We start from the raw sequence: 6,972 nt of genomic DNA on the forward strand, positions 1-6,972 counted from the left end.
TCCAACTGACACTCTCGCGCAGACCATCACTGGGCAGGCCTGATGGCGCTCCCGGCGGAGTCCCCGACTGTCGACCTGCACTGTGTGACGAAGTGGTCGAAGTTCGGCGCCCAGTGGCAAGGCGTGTCCCTGGACGTCCTGCTCGCGGACATGGAGACGGCTGCAGAGCACGCCCTTGTCACCTCGTACGGCGGCTACACCACGAACATCCTCGGCGTAAGAACCGGCCCGGTCACGGCAGATGACCTCGGAGCCGGGATGTTCCCGCAACCAGCCGGTCAGGGTCGCAGCGTCACGGCCAGGCAGCAGATCGAGAGGCTGGCCGGTCTCGCAGTCGATGAGCACGGTGCCGTAATGCTGTCCGCGACGGGTGGCGAAGTCATCGACGCCCAGCACCTTGGGAACGGTCCAGGCCGGATCGGGCATGGCCATGACTGCCCGAAGGAGTGTGGTCCGACTCACCGGTGCGTGCAGGATAGCGGCGAGACGGCTCCCCGCCCGACCGGCCAGCGCGACGGCGACAGCCTCCAGAACTCGCCGGGCGGCAGGAGTGCGGCGGCCATAGCGAACGGTCAGCCCCTCGACTTGCTGGGCGAACGTACGCCGCGAACAACGAAAGTTCTCGCAGTACAGCCGCCGCACCGTCAGCTCGATCAGCACCGGCCGATCTCCAACCGGCGTGTCGGCAAGGCGTCTTCCATACGTGCTGTGTACCCGGTTAGACATCACCGCACATCCAGGGCAGGCCACCTCAGCCTCCCGAGTACGCGCCATCAGGCGAATCACTCCGCAGTCGAAGAACACACGCTCCAGCTGTAACGCGCTGAGGTGCGGAAACAGGTCACCGACGAGCTCATCACACCGCACCACGGTCCCAGGTGACGCCACGTCACCGAGACCGAACCTCGTTGATCGTCCTCACGAAATACGTGCCTGATCCCCTCTCTCGCGTCCGCAGCCAGCCGCGAACGACGATCCGCCCTGGCGGGGAATCGTCTTTCCCTGCCCTGCTCCGCAGGAGTCCGTTTCCTCTCCGCCCTGAAGGGCGGAGTATCCACGGAGGGATCAGATGAGCCGACCGCCTGCACTGGGAATCAGGGAGACGGAGCCGACGCCCTTCGCCAGGACGACGCCGGCGTGGGACCGGTCGCGGGCCGCAGCCTGCGAACGGTCCCAGCCGGCGTGCCTCACCCGGCCTGCACGGTTCCCGCATAACGCTGGGCGAAGCGGGTGCCGGTACCCGCGGTGACGGTGACGTCGTACCGTCCCTCGTCGGTACGCCACGTCAGCCGGGTGCGGTCCCCGGCCTTGACCCACACGGTCTGTCCCTTGCCGGCGAAGTCGTTCGGCATGGCCGTGAAAGCCACCTCGGTGCCGCCGGCATTGCGCAGTTCCAGTTCCAGCGACGAGTTCTCCGGGCGCCCGGAGTGCCGCAGCGCCGCGGTGACCGACGGCACCGCCACGTCGTCCTGGCCCTCACGGACGACGGTGCCGGAAAAGCGGCGGACGAACCCGTCGGCGCCGTACACGGAGAAGTCGTAGCGGCCGTCGGTCGCCGTGGCGTCCCACACGTAGGTGCGGGACGAACGCGGCGGGACCGTGAACGGCGTACCGGTGAAGGGCAGGGCTGTGTTCGGCAGCACGGTGAAGTGGTAGCCGACGCTGCCGTCGTTGGTGAGCGTGCAGGTGACCTTGCCGGTGGCCCGGTCGACCGTCACGTCGGCCCACGGCCGGTACGGCAGCGGGCGGTGCGGTCGTCGTCCCTCCTCCTGCGCGGGCATGGACTGCTCGTCCGGCAGCTCGACCGGCGGCAGGGAGTTGTTGGCGTCGGCCTTCGCCATCAGGGCGACCGTGTCCGGCAGCCCGGGGATGCTGTAGTCGGGCCTGGCGAAGTCGAAGCAGGTGGTGAGGTCGCCGCAGACGGTGCGCCGCCAGTCGGAGATGTTGGGCTCCCGCACACCGGTGACGCGTTCCAGGAAGCGCAGCACCGAAGTGTGGTCGAACACCTGGGAGTTGACCCAGCCGCCGCGCGACCACGGCGACACGACCCACAGCGGCACCCGGCTGCCCAGGCCGATGGGCTTGCCGTTCGCGAACTCGTCCTTGGTGCCCGGCTCGGGGAACGGCGGGATGACGTGGTCGAAGTACCCGTCGTTCTCGTCGTACATGAGCAGGAAGACGGTGTGCTTCCACACCTCGGGATTGGAGAACAGTGACTGCAGTGCGGTGTTGACCCAGTGGGCGCCGTAGTCGGGGCTGGCCGCCGGGTGCTCGCAGAACAGGTAGGGCGCCACCAGCCAGGAGACGGTGGGCAGGGTGCCGTCCTTGCAGTGCTGGTCGAACGCCGTGAGGTCGAACTTCGTCATGGCGTTGATGTAGCGCGGGTCGTCCTTGGGGAACGCGTGGAACTGCTTGAAGTACGACAGGGCGTTGTCGTCGTAGTCGCCGTACCGGTCGTCCGAGCCGTCCGGGTTGTGGTAGACGCGCCAGCTGATCCCGGCCTCCTCCAGGCGCTCGGCGTACGTCGTCCAGTCGGCCACCGGGTTGCCGGTGACCGGCGTGTTGTCGGTCCACGGGCCGGTGGTGCCGTCGATGCCAGGGCCCGCGGTGCCGGTCCACAGGTAGAGGCGGTTGGGGTCGGTGGGGCCGTTCAGCGAGCAGAAGTAACCGTCGCAGAGGGTGAAGGCGTCGGCCAGGGCGTACTGGTAGGGGATGTCCTGCCGGGTGAAGTAGCCCATGGTCCGCCGGCCCTTGGCGGAGACCCACTTGTCCATGGCGCCGCCGTTGACGGCCGAGTGGCCGGAGTCCCAGTCGTGCGGGAGGCCACCCGCGTTCTGCGCGTTGTATTTCGTGGTGTCCATACGGAAGGGCAGGAGGTAGCCCTCCTTGGGACCTCTGGCGGGCTGGTGGAACACCGGGGCGCCGCCCGGGAGGACGGTCGCCTGGCGGTCACCGAAGCCCCGTACGCCGCTCAGGGTGCCGAAGTAGTGGTCGAAGCTGCGGTTCTCCTGCATCAGGATCACCACGTGCTTGATGTCGGCGATGCTGCCGTGCCGGGCGTCGCGCCCCGCGGCCTGCGCCGTGCCGGGGAGTCCGGCCGCAACGGCGGCTCCGGCTGCGGTGGTGCCGATGAAGGTGCGGCGGCTGATCTCGGTCATGGGAGGAACGTCCTTCGGGTCGTTGGGGGTCAGCCGCGGACGGACAGGGAGAAGGTGACGACGGCGGCCGCATGGTCGGAGGGCCAGCCGTTGGCAGCGGTGTCCGGCACCGGTCGCGGCCAGCCGGTGAAGAGGCTGTGTGCCTCCAGCACCTTCAGCCGCCCCGCGTACTGAACCTGGTCGACCCGGTCCTGGGGTTCCGCGCCGCCGCCCTCGTGCTGCGGCCTGACGGGGGACCATGTGGTGCCGGGCTCCTTCACCGGGTTGGGGTGGGCGTCGCGGAAGGCGTCGACGAGGCCTGCCTGCTCCAGGGCCTCGGTGACCGGCCAGCGGACCCGGCCCACTCCCCCGTGCGCCGATGCCGTCCGGCTCGTCCAGTCACGGTGGGACGGCGAGGCGAGGCCGGCCGCCAGCAGGACGGGGTTGCGGAAGGCGAGCTCCGGCCGCATCGCGGCCACCAGCGCCTGTACCTGCCGGTAGCGCGTCGTCCCCTTCTCCGCCGCCTCGACCTGCGCGGCCGTCCGTCCCGCCAGCAGCGCGTAGGGGCCGTATTCGGCCTCGTCCAGCTGGGCCGTCCACACACGCACCGTGCGGTCGCCGGGCAGGTGCAGCGTCGCCGCGGCGGCCGGGAGCGCCGCGATCGGGGCGACGACGTCGGTGAGCGGGTAGCGGCTCACGATGCCGAGGCCACCGGCCTGGTGCACATGCCAGCCGAGCGCCCCGGCGAGGTTCTCGGCCCCCTTGTCACCGCATTCCTGGAGCGCGACGACGTCCAGGCCCTGGGTGAGCACCAGCCGCAGCTGCTTCTCCAGGAACCCGTCGACGTGGGTGCCGGCATCCCAGAGGTTCAGCGTGGCGACCTTCAGCCCAAGCCGCTCCCGGGAGGTACGCAACGGCACTTGAACGGTGACGGTGTCGCTGCCCACGACGCTGTCGGTGACGGCGGCCACCACCCGGCCGGGCGTCCGCGGCGCGAAAGCGGGGACCTTCCCGCTGACCGTGCCGTCGGCGGCCACCGACAACCACGGGTCGCCTGCGACGCGTTCGAAGGTCGCGCCGCCGGCGGCATTGCCCTCGGGCCTGATCCACAAGCCGCCGAGCCGCACCGAGAAGGCCGTGCCGGCGGTCTGCGCGGCGGTGGTGACGGCGTCCACCACCGCGTACGGGCGCGGGATCACGGGGCGGACGACGAAGCTGAACGGGGCAGTGCGGGCCAGGATGCCGTAGCCGTCCTTGGCCAACAGGTAGGCGGTGTACGGCCCGCCGCTGAGCCCGGAGGTGTCGAGGGTGATGTCGCCGGAGACCCCGGGGGTGTACTCCCAGGCAAGGGAGGAGCCGTGCCCGGGCAGCCGGTCTCCGTCGTACACGCCGACCCAGTTCTTCGCGTCGGGAGCGTCCGTCGCCCAGTGGAAGGAGACCTTGTCGCCCTCGTGCGGGGTGGGTGTCGTCAGCTCGATCGAGTCGCCGGTGGGCGCGGGCGCGCCGGCGAAGCTGAACGGCTCGGTCCCGGCGAGGATGCCGTAGCCGTCCTTGGCCAGCAGGTACGCGGTGTACGGCCCGCCGCTCAGGCCGGAGGTGTCGAGGGTCGTCTGCCCGGAGGTGCCGGAGACGTACGCCCACACAAGGGAGCTGCTGCCGCTGCCGGGCAGCCGGTCGCCGTCGTACACGCCGACCCAGTTCTTCGCGTCGGGAGCGTCCGTCGCCCAGGTGAAGGTCAGCTTGTCGCCGCGTTGCGGGGGTGTCGTGGAGCTGATCGTGATGCTGCTCCCGGATGCGACGTCCTGTGAGAGAGGTGGCATGGTGTTGGGTCCTCTCCGCCCCAGGTACCACCGCGGCGGCACCCGGGCGAGCAAAGTTGTCTAGATAACTTCGCTCCAAGCAAGCCGTTCCACGGCGACGGGCCAGTGAACGACGGGTTGCCGCCGGCCGGGAAGCAGACGGAGATCTGAGGATCCGCTGTGCGGCCCGAACGGCCGGCGCTTGCACGCGAAACCCCATCTGAGCAGCGGCATTTCGAGGTCTTTGGACTCCGCAACGGTCCATGGAAACGAGAAGAGCCGCATCCCTCCGAGCGGCGGCTCGAGGGGATACGACGTCATGCGCTCTTCAACGAGTTGCGCCATGCTGTGCACACAGCAGGACGATGCCGGATGCGCTCAGCACTCGGCTTCGCAGCGGACGGCGATCTTGGGATCGGGGGCTAACCGCTCCCCGCTGCCTACAACCGGCCCGCCAATAACTGTGATTACGCGGGATGCCCTCGCTTGCAGGCGCCGAGGGCCACCCGTGTGACCTGGCCAGCTCGACGGCAAGAGGAGTACCACCGCCCTGGCTCGCGGCGCCTACCGTGCAAAGAGACATCAGCGCGTCGAGGCGGGACGGACATGACGGAACCTGAGATCGACTACACAGCAGTGTTCCAGGCCCTTCCCGGAGCGGTGGCACTCCTGACCCCGCAGCTGGTCTATGCGGACGTCAACGAGGAATGGCTGCGCGTGCTCGGCCGCACCCGTGAGCAAGTAATCGGCCGCTGCATGCCCGACGATTTCGCTGACAGCCCGAACCACCCCGATGCACCTGTCGTACGCAACATCCAGGCATCACTATGCCGGGTCGCGGAAACCGGTGAGCCCGAGACCATGGAGCTGCAGCGGTTCGAGCCGGGGGACCCCGGCCGGCCCGGGGCAGGAGACGCGAGCTACTGGAGCGTGACCAACATTCCCGTCTTCGGTGCGGACGGACGGGTGGCGCTGCTGCTGCACCGGGTGGAAGAGGTCACCGAACTCATCCGCGCCCGCGTAGTCGCGTTGACCTTGCAAGAGGCGATGCTGCCTCCTCGCCCGGTCGGGCGCCATCCCGTCGCCGTACGCTACCGGCCCGCCATCGGCGCGCTGGACGTGGGCGGTGACTGGTACGACCTGGTCGATCTGCCCGGCGACCGCCTCGGGGTCGCCGTGGGCGACGTGGTCGGTCACGGGCTGTCCGCGGCCGGCGTCATGGGGCAACTGTGCAGCGCGCTCAGCGCTGTCTCCCGCGTCGCCGAGGGTCCCGCCCGGGCTCTGGAAGTCCTCGAGTTGTACGCCCGCTCCGTCGCAGGCGCCGAGAACACCACAGTGGCCAACGCGTTCGTCGACTGGAACACCCACGACATCACCTACAGCAGCGCCGGCCACCTACCGCCGGCCCTTCTGCAAAGCGACGGCACGGTCGAGTTCCTGGACCAGGCCACCGACCCCCCACTCGGCGCCCACCCTGAACACGCTCCCTGGCTGCAGGCCACCACGCCCTTCACCGAGGGCGCATTCCTCGTGCTGTACACCGACGGCCTGATCGAACGCCGACACGAAGACATCGACACCGGCCTCGCCCGGCTCGCCGGGTCCCTGGCGCGCCACCAGAGAGCCGACCCCGAAACCCTCGCCGACGCCCTGCTGGCCGACCTGATCCCGCCCGACGGCGTCACCGACGACACCGCCCTCATCATCGTGCGCCTTTGACCTCGGGGCCGTTGTCCAGTGCGAAGAGAAGGTCGACGTCGGTAAACGGGGCGCAGCACGAGCCGTTCGGACCTTGGTCCGCAGCCGGACGGTGGCGAGGGTGGACTCGATGGGGTTCGTGGTCTGCGGGTGGATCCAGTGCTCGGCCAGGAAGTTGTAGAAGGCCGGCAGCTCCTCCTGGTCGTTGGTGATCTTCTTGACGACAGGTACACCGTCGGCGCCACTCAACCGTTGGGGGGGGGGGGGCCCGGGGGGGCCCCCCCCCCCCGTCACCCCCCCCCCCGGGGGGCAAAAAAAGACGTCCCCCCCGCCCAACC

At 69.6% G+C, this 6,972-nt stretch carries 3 protein-coding genes and 3 pseudogenes; 2 read left to right on the forward strand and 4 right to left on the reverse strand.

Annotation, left to right across the window (positions count from 1 at the left end; translation table 11 throughout):
* Window positions 1–42: 42 nt before the first annotated feature.
* Window positions 43–210: pseudogene (locus ACIRA5_RS52635) on the forward strand (molybdopterin-binding protein); the annotation flags it as partial.
* A gap of 54 nt (window positions 211–264) precedes the next feature.
* Here ACIRA5_RS52635 and ACIRA5_RS52640 read toward each other — a convergent pair.
* The 3 genes and pseudogenes from ACIRA5_RS52640 to ACIRA5_RS52650 form a co-directional block, all read right to left on the reverse strand.
* Window positions 265–774 (reverse strand): annotated as a pseudogene (locus ACIRA5_RS52640) (transposase family protein); the annotation flags it as partial.
* Between the two features lie 413 nt (window positions 775–1,187).
* Window positions 1,188–3,158, reverse strand: a complete 1,971-nt coding sequence (locus ACIRA5_RS52645) for a phosphocholine-specific phospholipase C (RefSeq protein ID WP_403705569.1) — start codon at window positions 3,156–3,158, stop codon at window positions 1,188–1,190.
* Between the two features lie 29 nt (window positions 3,159–3,187).
* Window positions 3,188–4,957 (reverse strand): hypothetical protein, encoded by a 1,770-nt coding sequence (locus tag ACIRA5_RS52650; protein WP_403705572.1) that lies wholly within the window; start codon window positions 4,955–4,957, stop codon window positions 3,188–3,190.
* Between the two features lie 585 nt (window positions 4,958–5,542).
* Between ACIRA5_RS52650 and ACIRA5_RS52655 the strand changes: the two genes are divergently transcribed.
* Window positions 5,543–6,655, forward strand: a complete 1,113-nt coding sequence (locus ACIRA5_RS52655; protein WP_403705575.1) for a PP2C family protein-serine/threonine phosphatase — start codon at window positions 5,543–5,545, stop codon at window positions 6,653–6,655.
* Between the two features lie 72 nt (window positions 6,656–6,727).
* On the opposite strand, the pseudogene ACIRA5_RS52660 reads toward ACIRA5_RS52655, so the two are convergent.
* Window positions 6,728–6,856 (reverse strand): annotated as a pseudogene (locus tag ACIRA5_RS52660) (IS256 family transposase); the annotation flags it as partial.
* Window positions 6,857–6,972 lie beyond the last annotated feature (116 nt).

This window comes from Streptomyces sp. NPDC096311 (genome assembly GCF_044763085.1).
Lineage (GTDB): Bacteria > Actinomycetota > Actinomycetes > Streptomycetales > Streptomycetaceae > Streptomyces.